The following is a 19,840-nucleotide window of genomic DNA, read 5'->3' on the forward strand; positions in this document are numbered from 1 at the left end:
GGGCTACAAAAGAACCACAGGCCGGATAAGCGAAGCGCATCCGGCTTTTTTACACGGAGGGAATGATGAAAAGAGTATTTCTCGCAGGTGCCGCACTGCTGCTCAGCGCCAGCGCGCTGGCCGACGAGTGCGACAAGGCGACTACCCAGCTTGAACTGAACACCTGTAGCGCGCAGCAGTACCAGGCTGCCGATAAAAAGCTCAACCAGACCTATCAGGCCGCCATCAAGCGTGCGGCAACTCCTCAGCGCGAACTGCTGAAAAAGGCGCAGCAGGCGTGGATTACCCTGCGCGATGCGGACTGCGCGTTTATCGGTTCGGGTACGGAAGGCGGAAGCGTCCAGCCAATGATTGTTAACCAGTGCCTGGCGGAGAAAACCGCAGAGCGTGAAGCGTTTCTGGCCTCGCTGATGCAGTGTGAAGAGGGCGACTTAAGCTGCCCTCTCCCGCCGGGAAACTAGCGCAGGCGGATCCCTTCGATAATCATCCGCTGCACGTTTTCCAGAGTGCTGTGGAAAAACGCCTCGTCCTGGAGCGTTTTACCGGTCACCGCCTCAACCTGGGCCGCAAAGTCAGCGTAATGCTGGGTGGAGGCCCAAATCATAAAGATCAGGTGATGCGGGTCGACCGGGGCCAGCTTTCCGCTGGCGACCCATCCGGCAATAATCGCCGATTTATCGTCCACCAGCTGTTTTAAATCTCCGGTAAGTTCCGCCTGCAACAGCGGCGCGCCCTGCAGCATCTCCAGACAGAACAGCCTTGATGCCTGCGGGTAATCGCGCGACACCTCCAGCTTCAGGCGAATATACTCCTTGATCGCCACCAGCGGGGCCAGCTCTGCGCGGAAGGCTTTCAGCGGCGCCAGCCAGATATCGAGGATCTGCTGCATCACCGCAATATAGAGCGCCTCTTTCGACGGGTAATAGTAGAGCAGATTGGTTTTAGACACCCCGGACTGCTCCGCCACCTGCTCCAGGCGCGTGCCGTGAATCCCAAACTGCGAAAAGGTCTCCAGCGCCGCGCTGAGGATCGCCTGCTTCTTGGCACTCACGGCCTGCGAACGTTTACCTGGTGTTTTCACTGCGCCTTGTGTCATTCCCGCTCTCCTTATTCTGCGTTGCCCTCAGCATAGCAAAACCCCCGTCTCGCCACGACATCCTGCACTCCTATCGCGCATGAGTGCCTGTTTTCTGTGCAATGTTTTTGACCATTTAGTCCACTTTCACGCGCATCAACTCACCAACTTCTGATTAACACATTAATAACACTACCATTTTCAAAAGTGGCACTGCCTTTGCAAAAACGTATTCACCTGCAATGTAGTGAAGAGAGGTTCGTGATGAAAATTGGCGTATTTGTACCCATCGGCAACAACGGCTGGCTTATCTCGACCACCGCCCCGCAATACATGCCCACCTTTGAGCTGAATAAAGCCATTGTGCAAAAAGCGGAGCACTACCATTTCGACTTTGCGCTCTCGATGATCAAGCTGCGCGGCTTTGGTGGCAAAACCGAATTCTGGGATCACAACCTGGAGTCCTTCACCCTGATGGCCGGGCTGGCCGCGGTTACCTCGCGTATTCAGATTTATGCTACCGCCGCCACGCTCACCCTGCCCCCGGCCATCGTGGCGCGCATGGCCTCGACCATCGACTCCATCTCCGGCGGGCGCTTTGGCGTCAACCTGGTCACCGGCTGGCAAAAGCCGGAGTACGAGCAGATGGGGCTCTGGCCAGGGGACGATTACTTCTCTCGCCGCTACGACTACCTGACCGAATACGTGCAGGTCCTGCGCGACCTGTGGGGTACCGGCAAGAGCGATTTCAAAGGTGACTTCTTCACCATGAACGACTGCCGCGTCAGCCCGCAGCCTTCGGTCCCCATGAAGGTGATTTGCGCCGGGCAGAGCGACGCGGGTATGGAATTCTCGGCGAAATACGCCGACTTCAACTTCTGCTTCGGTAAAGGCGTTAACACGCCTGCCGCCTTCGCTCCCACCGCCGCGCGGATGAAAGAGGCTGCCGACAAAACCGGGCGCGACGTGGGCTCCTACGTGCTGTTTATGGTGATCGCCGACGAGACCGACGACGCCGCGCGCGCCAAATGGGAGCGCTATAAGGACGGTGCCGACGAGGAGGCACTGAGCTGGCTTACCGAACAGAGCCAGAAGGATACCCGCTCCGGCGCGGATACCAACGTGCGCCAGATGGCCGACCCGACCTCCGCCGTCAATATCAATATGGGCACGCTGGTCGGCTCGTACGACAGCGTCGCCAGAATGCTCGACGAAGTGGCGGCCGTTCCCGGCGCGGAAGGCGTCCTGCTGACCTTCGATGATTTCCTCACCGGCGTGGAAACCTTCGGCGAGCGCATCCAGCCGCTGATGCAGTGCCGCGCCCACATCCCTGCCGTTACCAAGGAGGTGGCGTAATGACGACCCTTAACGCTCGCCCGGAAGCCATTACCTTTGCGTCAGAGCAGAGCGCGCTGATCGTGGTGGACATGCAAAACGCCTACGCCAGCCAGGGCGGTTATCTGGATCTGGCTGGGTTCGACGTCTCCGCCACCCGGCCGGTGATTGAGAACATCAAAACCGCCGTGGCCGCCGCGCGCGCCGCCGGCATGCTCATTATATGGTTCCAGAACGGCTGGGATGACCAGTACGTCGAGGCAGGCGGCCCCGGCTCGCCCAACTTCCACAAGTCGAACGCCCTGAAAACCATGCGCAAGCGGCCCGAACTGCAGGGCAAGCTGCTGGCGAAAGGCGGCTGGGACTATCAGCTGGTGGATGAGCTGGTCCCGCAGGCGGGCGATATTGTCCTGCCCAAACCGCGCTACAGCGGCTTTTTCAACACCCCGCTCGACAGCCTGCTGCGCAGCCGGGGCATTCGCCATCTGGTATTCACCGGCATCGCCACCAACGTCTGCGTGGAGTCGACCCTGCGCGACGGCTTTTTCCTCGAGTATTTCGGCGTGGTGCTGGAAGACGCGACTCATCAGGCCGGGCCGGAATTCGCCCAGAGAGCTGCCCTGTTCAATATCGAAACCTTTTTTGGCTGGGTCAGTAACGTTGCCGATTTCTGCGACGCCCTGAATCCTCCGCTCGCCCGTATCGCCTGAGGAGACATACGATGCCGAAATCCGTGATTATTCCGCCGGGCACCAGCACCCCCATCGCCCCGTTCGTGCCCGGCACGCTCGCCGACGGCGTGGTGTACGTCTCCGGCACGCTGCCGTTCGACAAAGACAACAACGTGGTGTTTATCAACGACCCAAAGGCGCAAACCCGCCACGTGCTGGAGACGATCAAAACCGTGATCGAAACAGCGGGTGGCACCATGGAGGATGTGACCTTCAACAGCATCTTTATCACCGACTGGAAAAACTACGCCGCGATTAACGAAATCTACGCGGAGTTTTTCCCCGGCGATAAACCGGCGCGGTTCTGCATTCAGTGCGGGCTGGTGAAGCCGGAGGCGCTGGTTGAGATCGCCACCGTTGCGCACATCGCGAAGTGAGGCGGCCATGAAACTCTCCGTCTCACCGCCCCCGTATGAGGGTGCGCCCGCGGTAGTCCTCATTGCCGGTCTCGGCGGCAGCGGCAGCTACTGGCTGCCCCAGCTGGCCGCGCTGGAGCAGGAGTATCAGGTGGTCTGTTATGACCAGCGGGGGACGGGGAATAACCCCGACACCCTGCCGGAGGGTTACAGCCTTGCCCAGATGGCGGACGAACTGGCCCGGGCGCTGGCGGATGCCGGGATTACCCGCTACAGCGTCGTGGGCCATGCGCTGGGGGCGCTGGTTGGCCTGCAGCTGGCCCTCGACAGGCCTGACGCCCTCACCGCGCTGGTGTGCGTCAACGGCTGGCTGACCCTTAACGCCCACACCCGCCGCTGCTTTCAGATCCGCGAGCGCCTGCTGCATTCCGGTGGCCCGCAGGCGTGGGTTGAGGCGCAGCCGCTGTTTCTCTACCCGGCAGACTGGATGGCCGCCCGCGCCCCCCGCCTGGAGGCAGAAGAGGCGCTGGCGCTGGCCCATTTCCAGGGAAAAACCAACCTGCTGCACAGGCTCAGCGCCCTGAAAAAGGCCGACTTCAGCCGCCATGCCGCGCGCATCCGCTGCCCGGTACAGATTATCTGTTCCGCCGACGACATGCTGGTGCCTTCTGTCTGCTCGACTGAGCTGCAGGACGCGATCCCGCACAGCCGCAGCGCGGTGATGCGCCAGGGCGGGCATGCCTGCAACGTCACCGAGCCGGACACCTTTAACACCCTGCTGCTGAACGGGCTTGCCAGCCTGCTGCACAGCCATGAACCCGCTTTATAAGGAGCTGTAATGAGCGAAGCCATTAATCCCACCGCGCTGGAGACGCTGTTCACCGGCGCACGCACCCATAACGGCTGGCAGGATCTGCCGGTCAGCGACGACACGCTGCGCGAGATCTACGACCTGATGAAATGGGGGCCAACCTCCGCCAACTGTTCCCCGGCGCGGATTGTGTTTGTGCGAAGCGCGGAGGGAAAAGAGAAGCTGCGCCCTGCGCTCTCCAGCGGCAATCTGGAGAAAACGCTCACGGCCCCGGTCACGGCCATCGTGGCCTGGGATAGCGAGTTCTACGAGCGCCTGCCCGCGCTGTTCCCGCACGGCGATGCCAGAAGCTGGTTTACCACCAGCCCCGCGCATGCCGAAGAGACCGCCTTTCGCAACAGCTCAATGCAGGCCGCCTACCTGATTTTCGCCTGTCGCGCCCTGGGGCTGGACACCGGCCCGATGTCGGGCTTTGACCGACAAAAAGTTGACGACGCCTTTTTCACCGGCACAACGCTTAAAAGCAATTTGCTGATCAACATTGGCTACGGCGATACCAACAAACTGTACGGGCGCCTGCCGCGTCTGGACTTCGACGATGCCTGCGGGCTGGCGTAAGGAGGTTAGTGATGACACCGGATAAACAAACCTTTCGCGATGCCATGGCCTGCGTCGGCGCGGCGGTCAACATCATCACCACCGACGGCCCGGCGGGGCTGGCAGGCTTCACCGCCAGCGCGGTGTGCAGCGTCACCGATTCACCGCCCACCCTGCTGGTGTGCCTGAACCGCGGCGCGTCCGTCTGGCCGACGTTTAGCGAAAACCGCACGCTGTGCGTGAATACCCTCAGCGCCGGGCAGGAGCCGCTTTCTAACCTGTTTGGCGGCAAAACGCCGATGGAGGAACGCTTCGCCGCCGCCCGCTGGGAGACGGGCGACACGGGCTGCCCGCGCCTGGAGGATGCGCTGGCCTCGTTTGACTGCCGCATTAGCCAGGTGGTCAGCGTCGGTACTCATGACATTCTGTTTTGCGACATCGTTTCGATTATTCGCCACCCGGCGCCGCAAGGGCTGGTGTGGTTTGACCGTGGCTACCACGCACTTATGCGACCCGCCTGTTAACCCGCCTTAAGGAGACAGACCATGTTCGGATTTCCCCACTGGCAGTTGAAATCGACCTCCACAGAAACAGGCGTGGTCGCGCCGGATGAACGGCTCCCGCTCGGGCAAACCCTGGTCATGGGCGTCCAGCACGCGGTCGCTATGTTTGGCGCCACGGTGCTGATGCCGATGCTGATGGGCCTGGATCCCAACCTCTCGATTCTGATGTCGGGTATCGGCACGCTGCTGTTCTTTTTTGTCACCGGCGGGCGCGTGCCGAGCTATCTCGGATCCAGCGCCGCCTTCGTGGGGGTGGTCATCGCCACCACCGGTTTTAACGGACAGGGGATCAACCCCAACCTGAGCGTGGCCCTCGGCGGCATCATCGCCTGTGGTCTGGTGTATACCCTGATTGGTCTGGTGGTGATGAAAATTGGCACGCGCTGGATAGAGCGCATGATGCCCCCGGTCGTGACCGGCGCCGTGGTGATGGCGATAGGCCTGAACCTCGCACCGATTGCGGTCAGGAGCGTCTCCGCCTCGCCGTTTGAAAGCTGGATGGCGGTGATCACCGTGCTGTGCATCGGCCTGGTGGCGGTGTTTACGCGGGGGATGATCCAGCGGCTGCTGATTCTGGTCGGGCTGATTGTCGCCTGTCTGGTTTATGCCCTGCTGGCGAACGTTTTTGGCCTCGGCAAGCCGGTTGATTTTACGCTGCTTCATCAGGCCGCCTGGTTCGGTCTGCCGAAGAGCACCTCCCCCACCTTCAACACCCAGGCGATGATGCTTATCGCGCCTGTCGCGGTAATCCTGGTGGCGGAGAACCTGGGCCACCTGAAGGCCGTGGCGGGGATGACCGGGCGCAGTATGGACCCGTACATGGGCCGCGCGTTCGTCGGTGACGGTCTGGCGACCATGCTCTCGGGCTCCGTGGGCGGCAGCGGCGTCACCACCTATGCCGAAAATATCGGTGTGATGGCGGTGACCAAGGTCTACTCGACGCTGGTGTTCGTGGCGGCGGCGGTGATGGCGATGCTGCTCGGTTTCTCACCGAAATTCGGCGCGCTGATCCACACCATTCCGTCGCCGGTTATCGGCGGGGCATCGATTGTGGTGTTTGGTCTGATCGCCGTGGCCGGGGCGCGTATCTGGGTGCAGCACCGCGTCGATCTCAGCCAGAACAGCAACCTGATTATGGTGGCGGTCACGCTGGTGCTGGGCGCAGGCGATTTCGCCCTGACGCTGGGCGGATTTACGATTGGCGGGATTGGTACGGCAACCTTTGGGGCAATCCTGCTTAACGCCCTGCTGAGCCGCCGGGAAGCGACCGCGCAGCAGGGCGAGGTGGTGCATCAGGATTCGTGATTTAACGTCGCGCTGTCATCTTCTGGCAGCGCGTTTTTCTTCCGCTTGAGCTTCAGCTCGCTCACCAGCACCCCGGCGACAATAAATGCCGCGCCCACCAGGGCCAGCAGCGGCAAACGCTCGCCGGCGAGTCGTCCAAAAATCCCTGCCCAGACCGGCTCACCGGTGTAGATCACCGTCGCCCGCGTCGGCGACACGCTGCGCTGCGCCCAGTTCATGGTGACCTGAATAATGGCGCTAAAGATGCCCAGCCCCAGCGCGACCACGATCAGGCCGGTGGACATCGGCGGCACGGACTCCCCTGCCGGCACCATCGTCGCAAACGCCACCAGCGACGCCGTGGCGAGCTGCACCACCGTCACGCGCTTGACGTCCACCTTGCCCGCCCAGGCGCTAATCAGAATAATTTCCGCCGCGATGGCAATCGCCCCGATCAGGGTAATGATCTCGCCCGGCCCCAGCGCCAGCAGGTTGTTTTCCGGCCCGGCCAGCAGGATCAGGCCGATAAACGCCAGCACAATACCGATGCAGGACATCAGCCCCGGGAGCCGCCCCAGACACAGCCATTGCAGTAGCGGCACCAGAGGCACATACATGGCGGTGATAAACGCCGATTTGCTGCTGGAAATAGTCTGCAATCCCCAGGTCTGGAGGCTGTAGCCCATCGCTATCGCCACCCCAATCGCCACGCCGGCCTTCAGCTCTTTGAGCGTCAGGCCCCGCAGCGTGTTAAGTGAGAAAAGCCCCACGACAATCGCCGCCGTCGCAAAGCGCAGGCCAACAAAAAAGAACGGATCGCTGAGGGTCACCGCGTACTGGACGGCCAAAAACGTCCCACCCCAGAACATGGTGATGAGAATCAGGATGGCTTCCTGCGGTTTAACGGAAAATTTGAAGCGTGAAACAGACATGCGGCACTCGCAGTTAACATCAATTCTCTAGTGTGCGTTGCCTTTGGTTACAGTTCAATGTTGCAGAAATAAAAAACCGCCGGGAAAACCCGGCGGCTGGGGTTCAACCCGGCGTGTTACTTACTGCTGCCGTGGCTGTTTTTACCCCCTTTTTTGCCAGCCTCAGATGCGCGTTGAGGATCATTTTTAAAATTACCCCCGCTATGCTGGCCACCTTTACGGCCTGCTTCTGATGCTCTTTCACGATCTTCAGCGAAATTACCTGAACCACCACGATGGTTTGCCATCTCTAACCTCCAGTGTGTGAAACATTAGACATCATATTGCATTCAGTAAAAGAGGATCCTTTCACCTCGCGGCCCAGGGACAAACCCTTTATCTCTGCCGCGTGAAACTAAGCTTAGTGGACTGAGGTTATCCGGCAAGCCACAGGTAATATTCTGCAACATGATCTCACTCTTTCGGGTGAGATGACGCGGCGGTAATTCATAAACCTTTCTTATCATTTTAAAAATGCGCCGCCAAAAAGTTGTTTCACTTTGCTACAAAGGCTTTTTGTAACCATATTGTTATAAATCAAAGAAATGGCGTTCATTTTTGCAGTCTGGCCGTGATGGCATATCTTTAAATGAGCGCAGCGATCCGCTGTCAGAAAAAACAAACGAGGAGTGATGCAAAATGGCAAAAGTTCTGGTGCTCTATTATTCCATGTATGGACACATTGAAACCATGGCTCACGCGGTAGCAGAGGGTGCAAACAGGGTGGACGGCGTTGAGGTTGTGGTGAAGCGCGTACCGGAAACCATGCAGGCAGAAGCCTTCGCGAAGGCCGGGGGGAAAACGCAAAATGCCCCGGTTGCCACCCCGCAGGAACTGGCTGACTACGATGCCATTATCTTTGGCACCCCAACCCGCTTCGGCAATATGTCCGGCCAGATGCGTACCTTCCTCGACCAGACGGGCGGCCTGTGGGCTTCAGGCGCGCTATACGGCAAACTCGCCAGCGTCTTCAGCTCCACCGGGACTGGCGGCGGCCAGGAACAGACCATTACCTCCACCTGGACTACCCTTGCTCACCACGGAATGGTGATCGTGCCGATTGGCTACGGTGCACAGGAGTTATTTGATGTTTCTCAGGTACGTGGCGGCACACCGTACGGTGCAACCACCATTGCCGGTGGGGATGGCTCACGCCAGCCCAGCAATGAAGAACTGTCTATCGCCCGCTATCAGGGTGAACACGTCGCGGGTCTGGCCAAAAAACTGAACGGCTAACACCCAACAGGAGGACAAGCATGCCAACTCAAGAATCCAAAGCTCACCACGTGGGCGAATGGGCAAGTTTACGCAACACCTCTCCGGAGATTGCCGAAGCTATCTTTGAAGTCGCGAAGTACGATGAGAAGCTGGCCGAGCAGATTTGGGAGGAAGGTAACGATGAGGTGCTGGTCCGCGCCTTCGAAAAGACGGACAAAGACTCGCTCTTCTGGGGCGAGCAAACCATCGAACGTAAAAACGTCTAAACGTTTCCCCCCGCCGCAGCGGGGGGTTCTCTTTTTACTTCGCCGCGTTGTTCATCACCGCATTGAATTTATCGACAGGGCAGAAACCGTTCGCATCCACCGGGCAACCTTTCAGCTCCAGCGTCACGCGCTGCGCCGGAGATTGCAGCGACAGCACGCTGGCGTTACGCAGCTGCTCCGAGCTCTGATAAACATACTCAATTTTCATCAGCTCCTGGTTGGCATTTTTGTCATGCCAGCGCTGGAAGACAATTTTGCCGCCAATCGGGGTGCGCTCCTGCTGGTCGTGCAGCTGGTACGGTTTGAAATCCAGCGCGGTGAGCAGGGAAGCAATGTTCGAATCATGCCCCACCAGCAGGGTGATTTTCGGCGCTTTTGCCTGTTCGGTGACCAGCGTTTTATCAATATATTTCACCAGCGGTTTCGCCACGTTTTGCGCCACCTCGGTGGAGGTAAAGAGCGAGTCCTGGTAACCGTTTTTCAGCTTCGACAGCACACGCCACTGCTGGTCAGTTTTGATTTCACCCCAGGCCACCTGGTCGGCCGGGAAACCTTCGTAATACTGCAGCGTGAACGCATCGACCAGCGAGTTACCCACTTTCAGCGGCCCGGATACACCTGGCTCTTTTTCATAATCGGCGCTGAAGGTATCTTTCGCGTCCGCCAGCGAACAGACCTTTTTCTCTTTGCACGACGGGGAATCGGCGTAGTTCGTCATCTGCTCCAGCAGCTTATAGCTTTCTGTAAGCTGCATTTTCTGCCGCTCGGCCTCCATCGCCTTCAGCGCTTTTTCGCGGAACTCAGGCGAGCTATCGGTAATCACCGGGTTGAAGGTCGGGTCCATGGTGCCCATTTTTTCCTGATGATGTACGGGCACATCGCACCCCGGGAACGCGCCGGTAATGAAGAATTGCGCGGTCGCGACGGTACGCTGCAGGCTGTTGGCATAAGCATAAACGCTATCCGCTGGCGGGCATTCGCCGGTCTTGATCATTCCCTGCTGTGCCAGCCACTCGCGCATGTAATGGCCCATATAGACCTCCAGCACGCCGCCTTTGGTGGTGAGCTGACCGCCCGGCACCTCCCACTCTGGCCACTGCTTCGGCGTCGATTGCTCCAGCACGCTGCCGTTGTTGGCAAGCGGCGCGCGCAGGTTGTGACGACTCATGATTAAAACTTGCTCCAGCTGATACCCTTCCGGCGTCTCTTGCGCCTGCACGCCAAACGTTGCTGAAATGGAACCGGCGACTGCCAGCGCGAGTAGTGCTTTTCTCATCCCTAATTCCTCACTCGTTTTAAAATGTCGCGTTCAGTGTGACAGATTCGTGACAATTTTCCGGGAAGCATTTCTCAAACTGATGATTAACCTGCTTACGGTGTGTGCCGATTAGTTTTATAATAAAACCATACCCCACCGGAGAATTTGCTGTGAAACGTACCCGCCTTGAAGAGAGCACCTGCCCCGTCGCCCGTTCGCTGGATATCATCGGCGACTGGTGGTCGCTGCTGATTGTTCGCGACGCGCTCCGCGGGGTGACGCGCTTCGGCGAGTTTCAGAAAAGCCTCGGTATTGCGAAAAACATGCTGACCGCGCGGCTAAAGCTGCTGGTTGACGAAGGCATCCTCACGCTGCGTCCCGCCTCCGACGGTAGCGCCTGGCAGGAGTATGTCCTGACCGATAAGGGGCGCGCCCTGCAGACGGTGCTGGTTGCCCTGTCGCAGTGGGGCAATGAATTTTTGTTTGCTGAAAACGAATGCGGCACCGTACTGGTCGATACCGAAAAGCGTAAACCCCTGCGTAAACTGGCGCTTATCGCCGACGACGGGCGCGAACTGACGCCTGAGCAGATCGTGGCAAAACTCCCCTCCTGATCGCGCCCGACGGCAAAAGCACAAAATGATCGCAAGAAATGGTTGCATTATAAAACCAAATCACAGAGAGTTAATTAAGTTTCATATTGAAACCAAATAACCCACTCTGCTTTGAGGTAACACACGATGACTACGCAAATCACTACCGCCCTGATCACGGGTGCGTCTTCCGGAATTGGTGCCGTTTATGCCGATCGTCTTGCCGCACGCGGGGTCAACCTGGTGCTGGTCGCCCGTCGTGAGGAACGGCTGCAGGCGCTGGCCACCGACCTGCGCGAGCGCTATGGCGTCGCGGTCGATGTTCTGGTGGCCGATCTGACGGATGAAGCCGGGATCCGCGCCGTGGAAGAGGAACTGCGCAGCAATACCGCCATCGATACGCTGGTTAACAACGCGGGCACCGCGCAGATGGCACCATTCCTCGCAGGTGATGTGGCGCAGCATCAGGCAATTAACACGCTGAACACCACGGCGCTGATGCGTTTAACCTACGCTATCCTGCCGCGCCTGGCGCAGAATAACCGCGGCACGCTGATCAGTATCGCGTCCGTGCTGGCCCTGCACGTGCGGGCGGGCAGCGCGCTCTACAGCGCTACCAAGGCGTGGGTACTTAGCTTTACCCGCGGGCTGCAGGAAGAGTTTGCCGACAGCAACGTGCGCATTCAGGCCGTGCTGCCTGCCGCCACCGCGACGGAGATCTGGAGCCATTCGGGCGTCACGGTTAACGATCTGCCGGAAGGCTCGGTAATGACCACTGACGATATGGTGGATGCCTCGCTGGCGGGTCTGGATCAGGGCGAACCGATCACCATCCCACCGATGCATGACGCTGGCCTGTGGGATCGCTACGAAACGGCACGTCTTGAGCTGTTTAACAGCGCGCGTACCGGTATTCCGGCACCGCGCTACGTGAAACAGTAGCCTAACGCTCCAGCTGGTCGCCGTACTCGCTCATCCAGGCGGCCAGCGGTGAGAGCGCATTTTGCAGGGTTAACCCGAGCGCGGTGATTTGATATTCCACGCGCGGCGGAATTTCCGGGTAGACCGTACGCGTCACCAGCCCGCGCTGCTCAAACAGCCTAAGCTGCTTCGTCAGCTCTTTTTGCGTAATTGGCGCTGCCGCCCGCAGCAGATCGCCAAAGCGAACGGGCGTATTGAACACAATCAGACGATAGAGAATGGGGATCGCCCATTTGCCGGAGATCAGGTTTACAAACTGCGTCATCGGGCAGGTATAGGCCTCAGATTTTTTTTCGCAGGCCACATCCAGCATTTCTGCCATAGCACACCTCTTGCCTCGTTAGTATCCATTTGGTACCTGGTTTCCTTTCGATACTAACGTTTCTATAGTGCTTTCTCCAGAGACATTTCAGGAGAAGAACATGGGTCGTTTAACAGATAAATATACGCTGATTACCGGCGGCACCAGCGGCATCGGTCTTGCCACCGCGCAGGCGTTCATCGCCGAAGGCGCACGCGTTGCCGTCACCGGGCGCAACCCGGACACCCTCGCCGAAGCAGAGCGCATTCTGGGCGATAAGGCCTGGGTGATCCCGGCCGATGCGGGAGATATTGCTTCGCAAAAAGCGCTGGCGGAGACCCTCGCCGCCCGCTGGCCGCGCCTGGACGCGGTGTTTCTCAACGCCGGCGACGTGACGCACGCCCCGCTGGAAGCGTGGCAGGAGGATGCCTGGGATCGTCTGCTGGGCATCAACCTGAAGGGACCGTTCTTTTTAATTCAGGCGCTGCTGCCGCTGCTGAATAATCCGTCCTCGGTGATCCTCTGCGGCTCCGTCAGCGCGCGCATCGGCCTGCCCACCAGCAGCGTATATGCCGCGAGCAAGGCCGCCCTGCTGTCGCTGGCGCGTACGCTGTCGGCGGAGCTGCTGCCGCGCGGGATCCGCGTCAACGGCCTGAGCCCCGGCCCGGTGGAAACCCCGGCCTTTACCAAAACGGGCTTAAGCGAGGAGGCGCTTAACGCAATGATGTCAGAGGTCATTAAGCTGGTGCCGCTGGGCAGAATGGGCTCGACGACGGAGCTGGCAAAAGCCGCGCTCTATCTGGCCTCCGACGAGTCGAGCTATACGGTAGGAACGGAGCTGCTGGTAGACGGCGGAATGGGAAGTTTGTAACTCAAAGGGCGCTGATGCCGGTGACCGCGCCGACATACAGCGCCGCCCATACGCAGGCGGAAAGCAGGCTGACGGCGTAGACCTTGACTGCATTCAGCCTGAGCATCCCCGCCGCCAGCGGGACGATGTAACGCAATACCGCCAGAAAACGCGACGTAAAAAGCACGATGACACCGTTCTTTTGCAGCTGATGCTGTACCCGTAAGAACTTATCGGCATGCTTTGAGGTGAAACGCGTGACCAGCCGGGTGTGCCCCATCAGCTGGCCGATGTGGTAGTTCAGCACCGACCCCGCCGTTGCCCCCATCACCACGGCCAGCCACGCCAGCGCCGGATGCATACTCGCCTGGCTAACGGTAATGCCCGTCAGCAGCATCACCGAGGCGGGAGGCAGCACGGAGGAGATCAGCACCGTCGATTTACTCAGCGCCATCATAAATAACAGCGCGAACAGATGTGCCGGATACAGCGCAAAATGATTCAGCAGATTATCAAACCACGCCATTTCCCTCTCCTCCGTTGATTATTTAATCCTCCATTAGAAATGAATTATCTTAAATAAACCGTCAACGCTTTATTAATAAGATTCTCCTAAACCGTTCTTAAACATTATTTAATTTCCTGAGCGGCAATATCAAATAAGCGTATTATTTCTCTCGTTTTATACCCTAAATAATTCGAGTTGCAGGAAGGCGGCAAGGGAACGAATCCCTAGGAGCGTACATAAGTACGTGACTGGGGTGAGTGAGTGCAGCCAACGCACCTGCAACTTGAAGTATGACGGGTATACAACGATCTCGTTATGGCGAGGCTCCTGTACAAATACACGTTATCGCTCTGGTGGGTTCGAGAGAACCGACACAGGGTAAAACAGGCACTGTCGAATCAAGGCTTTGTCAGTATAACTTCCCTTGCGGGATACGGTGTACAGTGCTGAACCCAGGACGTGGGGATCTCCTCTTCGACATGCCCTGTCTTGCTCGCCCCTGAGAGATTTTATTATTCAAAGGGAATTCACTATGTCTTACGCTATTCACAACCAAAATCTGGCATTCAATGACAGCGCTATCGCGCAATATATGAATACCGATTTTATCGTCCTCGATATTTCATTATGCGTGGCGCTGGCGCGCGAGCAATTCTTCGAAAAATTAAAAGACGATGATATTCCGTCGCATATTTTTATTGAAGACAATGGCCGCCTGGAGGGCATGATTGCCGTGCGCAAATTGCTGCAAACCGCCGAGACGGTACAGCCGGTGAAATCGCTGATGATTTCGCAGTTTTTGCAGGTCAAACCGGAGGATGAACGTGCCGATGTTGCCGGACTGCTGGCGCACGGCGGCGCAGATGTCGTGCCGGTGGTCACCCACGGCAAGCTCGTCGGCTGCCTCACCGAACGTGAAATTGCGCATCTGCTGGAAGATGACGTCACCGAAGATGCCCAGCTTCAGGGGGCGACGCTGCCGCTGGAGAAGCCCTATCTGGAAACCAGCCCGTACAGCCTGTGGAAGAAACGCTCCGTCTGGCTGCTGCTGCTGTTTGTCGCCGAAGCCTATACCAGCTCGGTCATTCAGCATTTTGAAGAGGCGCTGGAGTCCGCCATCGCGCTGGCGTTCTTTATTCCGCTGCTGATAGGTACGGGTGGCAACAGCGGGACACAGATCACCTCCACGCTGGTGCGCGCCATGGCGCTGGGGGAAGTACACCTGCGCGACGTTGCCCGCGTGCTGCGAAAAGAGATGACCACGTCGCTGATGATTGCCGCCACGCTAGGGATTGCCGGGTGTATTCGCGCCTGGATGATGGGGATTGGGCTGGAAATCACGCTTATCGTCAGCCTGACGCTGGTGTGCATTACGCTGTGGAGCGCCATCGTCTCGTCCGTGATCCCCATGGTGCTTAAGCGCTGCGGCATTGACCCGGCGGTCGTCTCCGCGCCGTTTATCGCGACGCTTATCGACGGTACCGGGCTGATTATCTACTTTAAAATCGCGCAATATACGCTGGGGCTGGAGTGATGTGATTCCTTGCCGGGTGGCGCTGCCGCTTACCCGGCCTACCCATCCCGTAGGCCCGTGCAAGCGCAGCGCCGCCGGGCAACACTCAGATCGCACCAAGCGTTCTTACCGCCCGCCCAAACGCCTCAATCGCCAGGGCAACATCCTCAGCCATCACCGATTCCGCCGGATGGTGGCTGACGCCTCCTTTGCAGCGTACGAACAGCATTCCGACCGGCCAGCGTTCCGCCAGAGCAATGGTGTCATGCCCGGCGCCGCTGGGCAGCGATAATGAGCGCCCCTGCACCGATTCAACGGCTTGCCCCAGCAGATGCTGCAAACGCGCATCGCACGGCGTGGCGGCGATCCGGTAAAACTCTTCGGATGTAAAACGCATCCCTCGCCGGGCAGCTATCGTCTGCGCCTGCGCCAGCAGTTCAGTGAGCAGCGCGTCAAGCGGGGCATCCTGCGGGCCGCGAATATCCAGCGAGAGCGTAACCTCCCCGGGGATCACGTTGACCGCACCCGGCAGGCAGCGCAGCTCACCGACCGTCGCCACCAGATTGCCGCCGCGTTGTCGGGGGGTGTTTTCAATCAGTACCATCCATTCGGCGGCGGCGGCCAGCGCATCTTTGCGGTGGTTCATCGGCACGGTGCCCGCATGCCCGGCCTCGCCGGTAAAGCGGCAGTTAAGGCGGCGCGCGCCGTTAATGGCTTCCACCACCCCCAGCGCCAGCCCTTCCTGCTCCAGACACGGTCCCTGTTCGATGTGCAGCTCCAGACAGGCGCTGAAATCGTCCTGATGGCGTGCCGCCAGCGCCACGCGGGCGGGATCGAGCCCGGCCTGCACCATCGCCTGCGCCACGCTGATTCCGTGAGCATCACAGGTCTCCAGCCAGCCCTGCGGCCAGGTGCCAGTGATGCCGCGGCTGCCTAACAGGGTGATCCCAAAACGGGTTCCCTCTTCGTCGCCAAAGCCGACAATCTCAATCGCCTGGGCCAGATGCAGCCCCTGCTGATGCAGGCTGTCCACCACTTCGATGGCCGTGAGCACCCCGAGCATGCCGTCGTAGCGCCCGGCGTTGCGCACGGTATCCAGATGCGAGCCGAGCAGCACCGCCTGCGCCCCTTCCTGCGCGCCTTCATAGCGTCCGCAGATATTGCCCACGCTGTCCTGCCAGACGGTCATTCCCGCCTGGCGCATCCACTCTCCGACCAGCTGGTTGGCCTGCAGATGCTGCGTGGAGAGATATACCCTCGTCAGCGCATCCGGGGTTTCGCTGATGGCGGCCAGCGCGTCGGCGCGCGCCATCACCCGTTCTGCCGCCGGGCTCATTGCGGCGTCTCGAGGCGATAGTGGTCCCACGCGGCCTGCATCGCCGCCCCCTGCGTGGTCGTGAATTTCAGGTAGTTAAGCACCGACTCCAGCGCGCTCAGGGTGGTCATCACGCAGTCTTTGCGCGCGTTATAGCCCATGGTGCCAATGCGCCACACTTTGCCGTGCAGCGGGCCAAACGAGGTGCCGATTTCAATCCCGAAATCCTCCAGCATCAGCTTGCGCACCTGGTCACCGTTAACGCCCTGCGGGATGACCACGCCCAGCACGTTGTTCATCTTGTGCTTTAGGTCGCCGAAGGTCTCCAGCCCCATCGCCTGAATCCCCTTCAGCAGCGCATCGCCGTGGAGCTTGTGGCGCGCGATACCGTTATCCAGCCCTTCCTGCAGGATCAGCCGCGCGCATTCCCGGGCGCCAAACAGCGCGGTAGTGGCTTCCGTGTGGTGGTTCAGGCGTTCCGGCCCCCAGTAGTCCATCACCATGCCGAGATCGAAGTAGTTGGAGTAGATCATCTCCTCGTCGCCGTCGCGGTGGGCGTCGGTGCGAATGCCTTCCTCGACGCATTTACGGCGGCGGATCGCCTCCTCCATGCGCGCGCTCAGGGTGATCGGCGACGTGCCCGACGGGCCGCCGAGGCACTTCTGCATCCCGGCGGAAACCGCGTCCAGCCCCCAGGCGTCGGTCTCCAGCGCGTTGCCGCCGAGCGACGCGGTGGCGTCAGTATAAAACAGCACGTCGTAGCGGCGGCAGATGGCCCCGAGCTCCGCGAGCGGCTGCAGCATGGTGGTGGAGGTGTCGCCCTGCACGGTCAGCAGCAGGCGCGGGCGAATACGTTTGATGGCATCCTCCACCTGGTCCGGGGTAAACACCTCGCCCCACGGCACCTCGATGGTATGCACTTCAGCCCGGCAGCGGCGGGCAATTTCGCACAGCAGGTGACCGAAGCGGCCAAAGACCGGCACCAGCACTTTATCGCCCGGGCGGATGGCGGAGACCAGTATCGCTTCAATCCCCGCGCGGGAGGTGCCGTCCACCAGCATCGTCCAGCGGTTTTCGGTGCGAAACACGCCGCGATAGAGCGCCATCACTTCGTTCATGTAGTGGGTCATGGCCGGATCGTACTGGCCGATCAGCTGGCTCGACATGGCGCGCAGCACGCGCGGGTCGGCGTTGATCGGGCCCGGCCCCATCAGCAGGCGCTGCGGCGGATTGATTTGCGGAAAGTGTGCGATATCCATTGTTAAGTCCTTATCAGTTGAGGCCGCGCACGGAGGAGATGAACTGCTTCAGCTCGGTGGTCTGCGGGTTGGCGAACAGCGTTTTGCTGTCGCCCTGCTCCCAGACTTTCCCCTGGTGCATAAACACCACGCGGTCGCCCACTTCGCGGGCAAAATTCATTTCATGGGTCACGAGGATCAGGGTCATCCCTTCGGCCGCCAGCTGCTCAAGCACCCTGAGCACTTCGCCCACCAGCTCCGGGTCGAGCGCGGAGGTGATCTCGTCACACAGTAACACTTTAGGCGACATCGCCAGCGCCCGGGCAATTGCCACGCGCTGCTGCTGGCCGCCGGAGAGGCTCGACGGGTAGTAGTCCAGGCGATCGCCTAAGCCCACTTTCTCCAGCATCTGCTGCGCCAGCGCCCGGCATTCGGCGGCGCTTTTCTTCAGCACCCGGCGCGGGGCGAGCATCACGTTCTCCAGCGCCGTCATGTGCGGGAACAGGTTGAAGCTCTGGAACACCATCCCGACCGAGCGGCTGATTTCACGCGCCTGGGAATCCCGGTCCGTAATGGTCATACCGCCAAGCTTGATGCTGCCGTCCTGATACCCTTCCAGACCGTTGATGCAGCGCAGCAGAGTGCTTTTGCCCGACCCGCTGCGCCCGATAATGGAAATCACCTGGCCCATGTCGATATCCAGATCGACGCCCTTGAGCACGTGGTTATCGCCGTAGTACTTCTGCACCTGATTAATGGTGATGAGAGGCATTGAATTTCGTCTCCAGATAGCGGCTGTAGCGGGACAGCGGATAACACAGAATAAAGTAGCCCAGCGCCACCAGCGCAAAGACCTTAAACGGCTGATAGGTCACGTTGGTCAGCATGGTGCCGGCCTTGGTCAGCTCGATAAAGCCGATAATCGACGCCAGGGCGGTGCCCTTGATCACCTGCACGGCAAAGCCGACCGTCGGGGCGATGCCGATGCGCAGCGCCTGCGGGGCGACCACGCGAAACAGGGTCTGGCCAAAGGTCAGCCCAAGGCAGCGCGACGCTTCCCACTGCCCTTTTGGCAAGGCGCGAATACTGCCAAACCAGATGTCGAGCAGAAACGCGCTGGTGTAGAACGTGAGCGCCAGCGACGCGGCGGTCCACGGCGAAACGTCAATGCCGAACAGCGCCACGCCGAAGAAGGCCAGGAACAGCTGCATCAGCAGCGGCGTGCCCTGAAACAGCTCAATATAGCCGCGGATGATGCGCTTTACCGTGCGTCCGCCCGTCAGGCGCAGCAGCAACAGCGGCAGCGTCACCACCGCGCCGCCGACGAAGGCCACGAGCGACAGCAGCACCGTCCAGCGTCCGGCCAGCAGCAGGTTGCGAATAATGTCCCAGTCGGTAAAGGTGGTCATCATGCCTGCACCCCCAGCCATTTCCGTCCTGCCGCCATCATCAGCTGGCGCAGGGTAATCGACAGCGCTAAGTAGATCCCGGTGGTCACCAGATAGACCTCAAAGCTCAGAAACGTTCTCGACTGGATCAGGTTGGCGGCGAAGGTCAGCTCTTCATACGAGACCTGCGACACCACCGACGAGCCGAGCATCACAATAATGCACTGGCTCACCAGAGCCGGGTAAATGCGCTGCAGCGCGGGCGGCAGCACCACGCGGATAAAGGTCTGCAGCCGGGTCAGGCCCAGCACGCGTCCGGCTTCCCACTGCCCTTTCGGCGTGACCTGAATGCCCGCACGGATAATCTCGGTGCTGTACGCGCCGAGGTTCACGACCATGGCCAGCAGCGCCGCTTCCCCCGCCGTCATCTTCAGCCCCAGATTCGGCAGGCCGAAGACGATGAAAAACAGCTGTACCACAAACGGCGTGTTGCGGATGATTTCCACGTAGCCGCCCCAGATCCGGCTGTACCACGTTGTGTGTCCACTGCGGATCGCCGCCCCGAAAATGCCTATCGCCAGGCCGCCGACGGTCGCCATCACCGTCAGTTGAATGGTGACCCACAGCCCCGCCAGCAGCTCCGGCCAGTGCGGCCAGAGCGCGGAGAAATCAAGTTGCTCCGTCATCG

25 protein-coding genes and 1 riboswitch are annotated in these 19,840 nt (G+C 59.8%); of the genes, 14 read left to right on the plus strand and 11 right to left on the minus strand.

What is annotated here, in order from left to right; genetic code table 11:
* Positions 1–65: 65 nt before the first annotated feature.
* Positions 66–461: a lysozyme inhibitor LprI family protein gene (locus PYW49_RS05115; protein WP_320386301.1), complete on the plus strand. Its 396-nt coding sequence runs from the start codon at positions 66–68 to the stop codon at positions 459–461.
* Here PYW49_RS05115 and rutR read toward each other — a convergent pair.
* Positions 458–1,096 carry an HTH-type transcriptional regulator RutR gene (gene rutR, locus PYW49_RS05120; protein ID WP_029742089.1) on the minus strand — a complete coding sequence of 213 codons (639 nt, stop codon included), beginning with the start codon at positions 1,094–1,096 and terminating at the stop codon, positions 458–460. The genes PYW49_RS05115 and rutR overlap by 4 nt on opposite strands.
* 243 nt (positions 1,097–1,339) lie before the next feature.
* Between rutR and rutA the strand changes: the two genes are divergently transcribed.
* From rutA to rutG, 7 genes are read left to right on the plus strand one after another with little or no spacing between them, the layout of a single operon-like run.
* Positions 1,340–2,431, plus strand: coding sequence for a pyrimidine utilization protein A (gene rutA / locus PYW49_RS05125; protein WP_320385867.1), 1,092 nt, complete (start codon positions 1,340–1,342; stop codon positions 2,429–2,431).
* Positions 2,431–3,120: a pyrimidine utilization protein B gene (gene rutB, locus PYW49_RS05130; protein ID WP_320385868.1), complete on the plus strand. Its 690-nt coding sequence runs from the start codon at positions 2,431–2,433 to the stop codon at positions 3,118–3,120. Before rutA ends, rutB begins: the two co-directional genes overlap by 1 nt.
* An 11-nt stretch (positions 3,121–3,131) precedes the next feature.
* A complete protein-coding gene (gene rutC, locus PYW49_RS05135) occupies positions 3,132–3,518 on the plus strand; it encodes a pyrimidine utilization protein C (protein ID WP_010429508.1) in 387 nt (128 codons plus the stop codon).
* Positions 3,519–3,525: 7 nt separating this feature from the next.
* Positions 3,526–4,326 carry a pyrimidine utilization protein D gene (gene rutD, locus PYW49_RS05140; RefSeq protein WP_134349125.1) on the plus strand — a complete coding sequence of 267 codons (801 nt, stop codon included), beginning with the start codon at positions 3,526–3,528 and terminating at the stop codon, positions 4,324–4,326.
* 9 nt (positions 4,327–4,335) lie between these two features.
* Entirely contained in the window at positions 4,336–4,926 is a 591-nt protein-coding gene (locus PYW49_RS05145) for a malonic semialdehyde reductase (protein ID WP_134349126.1), read from the plus strand.
* An 11-nt stretch (positions 4,927–4,937) separates the two neighbouring features.
* A complete protein-coding gene (gene rutF / locus PYW49_RS05150; RefSeq protein ID WP_407057604.1) occupies positions 4,938–5,429 on the plus strand; it encodes an NADH-dependent FMN reductase RutF in 492 nt (163 codons plus the stop codon).
* Between the two features lie 21 nt (positions 5,430–5,450).
* Complete coding sequence (gene rutG / locus PYW49_RS05155) at positions 5,451–6,773, plus strand: pyrimidine utilization transport protein G (RefSeq protein ID WP_320385870.1); 1,323 nt, start codon at positions 5,451–5,453, stop codon at positions 6,771–6,773.
* Here the strand turns inward: rutG and PYW49_RS05160 are convergent.
* On the minus strand, positions 6,761–7,684 hold the full coding sequence (locus PYW49_RS05160) for a DMT family transporter (RefSeq protein WP_134349129.1): 924 nt from the start codon (positions 7,682–7,684) through the stop codon (positions 6,761–6,763). The genes rutG and PYW49_RS05160 overlap by 13 nt on opposite strands.
* Positions 7,685–7,800: 116 nt before the next feature.
* Entirely contained in the window at positions 7,801–7,971 is a 171-nt protein-coding gene (locus PYW49_RS05165) for a con-10 family general stress protein (protein ID WP_023311077.1), read from the minus strand.
* A 391-nt stretch (positions 7,972–8,362) separates the two neighbouring features.
* Here PYW49_RS05165 and wrbA point away from each other — a divergent pair, with 391 nt between their 5' ends.
* Together wrbA and PYW49_RS05175 are read left to right on the plus strand one after the other, a co-directional pair.
* Complete coding sequence (gene wrbA, locus PYW49_RS05170) at positions 8,363–8,959, plus strand: NAD(P)H:quinone oxidoreductase (protein WP_181622990.1); 597 nt, start codon at positions 8,363–8,365, stop codon at positions 8,957–8,959.
* Between the two features lie 20 nt (positions 8,960–8,979).
* Positions 8,980–9,207, plus strand: coding sequence for a YccJ family protein (locus PYW49_RS05175; protein WP_008499832.1), 228 nt, complete (start codon positions 8,980–8,982; stop codon positions 9,205–9,207).
* 34 nt (positions 9,208–9,241) lie between these two features.
* On the opposite strand, the gene agp is transcribed toward PYW49_RS05175, so the two are convergent.
* Positions 9,242–10,483 carry a bifunctional glucose-1-phosphatase/inositol phosphatase gene (gene agp, locus PYW49_RS05180; protein WP_134349131.1) on the minus strand — a complete coding sequence of 414 codons (1,242 nt, stop codon included), beginning with the start codon at positions 10,481–10,483 and terminating at the stop codon, positions 9,242–9,244.
* 152 nt (positions 10,484–10,635) lie between these two features.
* On the opposite strand from agp, the gene PYW49_RS05185 reads away from it, so the two are divergent.
* A complete protein-coding gene (locus tag PYW49_RS05185) occupies positions 10,636–11,079 on the plus strand; it encodes a winged helix-turn-helix transcriptional regulator (protein ID WP_320385871.1) in 444 nt (147 codons plus the stop codon).
* A 126-nt stretch (positions 11,080–11,205) separates the two neighbouring features.
* A complete protein-coding gene (locus PYW49_RS05190) occupies positions 11,206–12,000 on the plus strand; it encodes an SDR family NAD(P)-dependent oxidoreductase (RefSeq protein WP_320385872.1) in 795 nt (264 codons plus the stop codon).
* A 1-nt stretch (position 12,001) separates the two neighbouring features.
* Here the strand turns inward: PYW49_RS05190 and PYW49_RS05195 are convergent, their stop codons facing one another.
* The gene (locus PYW49_RS05195) at positions 12,002–12,361 is read right to left on the minus strand and encodes a winged helix-turn-helix transcriptional regulator (RefSeq protein ID WP_134349134.1); all 360 of its coding nucleotides are present in this window, start codon (positions 12,359–12,361) and stop codon (positions 12,002–12,004) included.
* A 100-nt stretch (positions 12,362–12,461) separates the two neighbouring features.
* Here PYW49_RS05195 and PYW49_RS05200 point away from each other — a divergent pair, with 100 nt between their 5' ends.
* Positions 12,462–13,211: an SDR family oxidoreductase gene (locus PYW49_RS05200; RefSeq protein ID WP_320385873.1), complete on the plus strand. Its 750-nt coding sequence runs from the start codon at positions 12,462–12,464 to the stop codon at positions 13,209–13,211.
* A gap of 1 nt (position 13,212) precedes the next feature.
* Here PYW49_RS05200 and PYW49_RS05205 read toward each other — a convergent pair whose 3' ends face one another.
* Complete coding sequence (locus PYW49_RS05205) at positions 13,213–13,716, minus strand: DedA family protein (protein ID WP_320385874.1); 504 nt, start codon at positions 13,714–13,716, stop codon at positions 13,213–13,215.
* 284 nt (positions 13,717–14,000) lie between these two features.
* Positions 14,001–14,170, plus strand: a riboswitch (M-box (ykoK) riboswitch).
* Positions 14,171–14,230: 60 nt separating this feature from the next.
* On the opposite strand from PYW49_RS05205, the gene PYW49_RS05210 reads away from it, so the two are divergent.
* Positions 14,231–15,232 (plus strand): magnesium transporter, encoded by a 1,002-nt coding sequence (locus tag PYW49_RS05210; RefSeq protein WP_320385875.1) that lies wholly within the window; start codon positions 14,231–14,233, stop codon positions 15,230–15,232.
* Positions 15,233–15,317: 85 nt separating this feature from the next.
* Here PYW49_RS05210 and hpxK read toward each other — a convergent pair whose 3' ends face one another.
* The 5 genes from hpxK to PYW49_RS05235 are packed head-to-tail and all read right to left on the minus strand — an operon-like array spanning position 15,318 to position 19,838.
* Positions 15,318–16,547 carry an allantoate amidohydrolase gene (hpxK, locus tag PYW49_RS05215; RefSeq protein ID WP_320385876.1) on the minus strand — a complete coding sequence of 410 codons (1,230 nt, stop codon included), beginning with the start codon at positions 16,545–16,547 and terminating at the stop codon, positions 15,318–15,320.
* A complete protein-coding gene (locus PYW49_RS05220; RefSeq protein WP_320385877.1) occupies positions 16,544–17,785 on the minus strand; it encodes a pyridoxal-phosphate-dependent aminotransferase family protein in 1,242 nt (413 codons plus the stop codon). Before PYW49_RS05220 ends, hpxK begins: the two co-directional genes overlap by 4 nt.
* A 13-nt stretch (positions 17,786–17,798) precedes the next feature.
* Positions 17,799–18,536 carry an amino acid ABC transporter ATP-binding protein gene (locus tag PYW49_RS05225; RefSeq protein WP_134349139.1) on the minus strand — a complete coding sequence of 246 codons (738 nt, stop codon included), beginning with the start codon at positions 18,534–18,536 and terminating at the stop codon, positions 17,799–17,801.
* Complete coding sequence (locus tag PYW49_RS05230; RefSeq protein ID WP_049008460.1) at positions 18,517–19,173, minus strand: amino acid ABC transporter permease; 657 nt, start codon at positions 19,171–19,173, stop codon at positions 18,517–18,519. The genes PYW49_RS05225 and PYW49_RS05230 overlap by 20 nt, the downstream gene beginning before the upstream one ends.
* Positions 19,173–19,838 (minus strand): amino acid ABC transporter permease, encoded by a 666-nt coding sequence (locus PYW49_RS05235; RefSeq protein WP_134349140.1) that lies wholly within the window; start codon positions 19,836–19,838, stop codon positions 19,173–19,175. Before PYW49_RS05235 ends, PYW49_RS05230 begins: the two co-directional genes overlap by 1 nt.
* Between the last annotated feature and the right edge of the window lie 2 nt (positions 19,839–19,840).

The sequence above is a fragment of the Enterobacter chinensis genome, assembly GCF_034008295.1.
Classification (GTDB): domain Bacteria; phylum Pseudomonadota; class Gammaproteobacteria; order Enterobacterales; family Enterobacteriaceae; genus Enterobacter; species Enterobacter chinensis.

Coding starts and splice junctions, on each gene's coding strand:
- PYW49_RS05210 (WP_320385875.1), top strand. CDS start 14,231: ATGTCTTACGCTATTCACAACCAAAATCTGGCATTCAATGACAGCGCT.
- hpxK (WP_320385876.1), bottom strand. CDS start 16,547: ATGAGCCCGGCGGCAGAACGGGTGATGGCGCGCGCCGACGCGCTGGCC.
- wrbA (WP_181622990.1), top strand. CDS start 8,363: ATGGCAAAAGTTCTGGTGCTCTATTATTCCATGTATGGACACATTGAA.
- PYW49_RS05220 (WP_320385877.1), bottom strand. CDS start 17,785: ATGGATATCGCACACTTTCCGCAAATCAATCCGCCGCAGCGCCTGCTG.
- PYW49_RS05145 (WP_134349126.1), top strand. CDS start 4,336: ATGAGCGAAGCCATTAATCCCACCGCGCTGGAGACGCTGTTCACCGGC.
- PYW49_RS05165 (WP_023311077.1), bottom strand. CDS start 7,971: ATGGCAAACCATCGTGGTGGTTCAGGTAATTTCGCTGAAGATCGTGAA.
- PYW49_RS05115 (WP_320386301.1), top strand. CDS start 66: ATGAAAAGAGTATTTCTCGCAGGTGCCGCACTGCTGCTCAGCGCCAGC.
- rutA (WP_320385867.1), top strand. CDS start 1,340: ATGAAAATTGGCGTATTTGTACCCATCGGCAACAACGGCTGGCTTATC.
- rutF (WP_407057604.1), top strand. CDS start 4,938: ATGACACCGGATAAACAAACCTTTCGCGATGCCATGGCCTGCGTCGGC.
- rutC (WP_010429508.1), top strand. CDS start 3,132: ATGCCGAAATCCGTGATTATTCCGCCGGGCACCAGCACCCCCATCGCC.
- PYW49_RS05225 (WP_134349139.1), bottom strand. CDS start 18,536: ATGCCTCTCATCACCATTAATCAGGTGCAGAAGTACTACGGCGATAAC.
- PYW49_RS05205 (WP_320385874.1), bottom strand. CDS start 13,716: ATGGCGTGGTTTGATAATCTGCTGAATCATTTTGCGCTGTATCCGGCA.
- agp (WP_134349131.1), bottom strand. CDS start 10,483: ATGAGAAAAGCACTACTCGCGCTGGCAGTCGCCGGTTCCATTTCAGCA.
- rutB (WP_320385868.1), top strand. CDS start 2,431: ATGACGACCCTTAACGCTCGCCCGGAAGCCATTACCTTTGCGTCAGAG.
- PYW49_RS05190 (WP_320385872.1), top strand. CDS start 11,206: ATGACTACGCAAATCACTACCGCCCTGATCACGGGTGCGTCTTCCGGA.
- rutR (WP_029742089.1), bottom strand. CDS start 1,096: ATGACACAAGGCGCAGTGAAAACACCAGGTAAACGTTCGCAGGCCGTG.
- PYW49_RS05235 (WP_134349140.1), bottom strand. CDS start 19,838: ATGACGGAGCAACTTGATTTCTCCGCGCTCTGGCCGCACTGGCCGGAG.
- PYW49_RS05230 (WP_049008460.1), bottom strand. CDS start 19,173: ATGACCACCTTTACCGACTGGGACATTATTCGCAACCTGCTGCTGGCC.
- PYW49_RS05200 (WP_320385873.1), top strand. CDS start 12,462: ATGGGTCGTTTAACAGATAAATATACGCTGATTACCGGCGGCACCAGC.
- PYW49_RS05175 (WP_008499832.1), top strand. CDS start 8,980: ATGCCAACTCAAGAATCCAAAGCTCACCACGTGGGCGAATGGGCAAGT.
- PYW49_RS05195 (WP_134349134.1), bottom strand. CDS start 12,361: ATGGCAGAAATGCTGGATGTGGCCTGCGAAAAAAAATCTGAGGCCTAT.
- PYW49_RS05160 (WP_134349129.1), bottom strand. CDS start 7,684: ATGTCTGTTTCACGCTTCAAATTTTCCGTTAAACCGCAGGAAGCCATC.
- rutG (WP_320385870.1), top strand. CDS start 5,451: ATGTTCGGATTTCCCCACTGGCAGTTGAAATCGACCTCCACAGAAACA.
- rutD (WP_134349125.1), top strand. CDS start 3,526: ATGAAACTCTCCGTCTCACCGCCCCCGTATGAGGGTGCGCCCGCGGTA.